The sequence below is a fragment of the Gemmatimonadota bacterium genome (assembly GCA_026706345.1).
Lineage (GTDB): Bacteria > JAAXHH01 > JAAXHH01 > JAAXHH01 > JAAXHH01 > JAAXHH01.
In genome coordinates, this window is record JAPOYX010000082.1 from 983 (window position 1) to 2,680 (window position 1,698).

Sequence of the window (1,698 nt, forward strand, 5' to 3'; positions counted from 1 at the left end):
GGCGGCTACAAAGCAGCACAGCAACAGGTAACCCGGCAGCCAGGCCGTCACGATACCCTGGATGCACGTCACTGCGCCGGTCACCTTGGCGATCGGTTTCTGCATCGCCAGCAGCAGGAAGAACATGAACCACAATACGGCCCATGCCGCCCAGCAGAGGCCGAACCAGTAGCCCCAGAGCGTCGAAGCACCCTGCAGTGTCGTGATCGCGACCGGAATCGCGGTAATGGCAACGAACAGGCTGTACCAGCCGAGCCCGCGGCCATCGACATCATTAAACTGGTTGTAGGCCACCCACAGGTAGGTAAACGAGAACAGCAGGGTCAGCCCCGCCGCCTGTTGTCCCGCCAGATTGTTGCCCGGGCCGAAAGCGAGATACATCGCCACCAGCGCGGTAACGGCGCCGGTGAAAATGTTGATGATCGCGATCTCACGCGATCCGATCCGGCCCATGAGCCAAATCCCGTTCAGGAACAGAACGGCTCCGACCCAGAGAAGTGCCAGTCCCAACATAGTCGCTTCCTCCGACTGTTACCCGTCATTAAGTGCCATTACATTTAGTGTAATTACACGTCAGACAAAAAGTCAACCGGAGGCAGGAAAAAAGTCAACCGGAGGCAGGAAAACGCATCCCTGCCTCCGGTCCGTCCTGTCAGTTAGCTGCAGGATGCCGCGTCTGCGCCGCTGACCTGGACGCTCGGACCGGCCTTGTTCGGCCGGATATCGAAATCGAAGATCTCCGTCGGCACTGCAACCGTGCAGCACGCGTTCGGGATATCGACGATTCCGCTGACCCGGCCTTCGACCGGAGCGGTACCGAGAATCATGTAGGCCTGCTCGCCCGAATAGCCGAACTTCTTGAGGTATTCGACCGCATTCAGGCAGGCTCTTCGATAGGCCACCGTCGCATCCAGATACTTCTGGGAGCCGTCGTGCTCGTCGACGCAGACCCCTTCGAAGATCAGGTACTCGGAGTAGTGCGGCTCGACCGGGCTCGGCGTAAAGACGGGGTTGGTGATCCCGTACTTCTCGACTCCGCCCTTGATGAGGTCGACCCCGATGTCGATCCAACCGGCCATCTCGATGGCCCCGCAGAAGGTGATCTCACCGTCGCCCTGCGACCAGTGAATATCGCCCATCGACAGGCCGCCGCCCGGCATGAAGACCGGGAAGTAGCACCGCGAACCGCGCGACAGATTCTTGATGTCGCAGTTGCCGCCGTGCTCGCGTCCCGGCACCGTCCGGGCGCCTTCCAGTCCTGCCGCACGACCGGCATCGCCGGTCATCTGGCCCATCAGCGCCGTTGTCGTTCCGGCCAAGCCGTCAGGCAGCGTCGCCAGAGGCGGCACACGGTCCGGATCGGTGTTGAACAGAGCCGATTCCCGATCGTTCCACCGCTTCAGCAGATCGGCGTCAGGAAGCGTGCCGATCAGCCCCGGATGGATCAGCCCCGGGAACCGCACGCCCGGAATGTGGCGCGATGAGGTGTAGATCCCGTGGAAATCCCAGCACGCCTTGCGCGCATCCGGAAAGTGCTTGTCTAGGAAGCCGCCGCCATTCTCGAGCGCGAAAATGCCCGTGAAGCCCCATTGCGAGTCTTCCAGCCAGCCGATGTCGTTGATGTCGACCACCAGGAGATCGCCGGGTTCGGCGCCTTCGCAGCCGAAGGGGCCGCTCAGGTAGTGCACCTTGGACAGA

Annotated in this window: 2 protein-coding genes; both read right to left on the reverse strand. The window is 61.7% G+C overall.

Going from position 1 to position 1,698, the window contains the following annotated elements; translation table 11 throughout:
- The coding region (locus OXG98_06605) for an AmiS/UreI family transporter (GenBank protein MCY3771673.1) at positions 1–513 on the reverse strand (513 nt) is incomplete at its 3' end.
- Positions 514–656: 143 nt separating this feature from the next.
- Positions 657–1,698, reverse strand: a 1,042-nt coding sequence (locus tag OXG98_06610) for an acetamidase/formamidase family protein (protein ID MCY3771674.1), incomplete at its 5' end; no start/stop codon positions are given.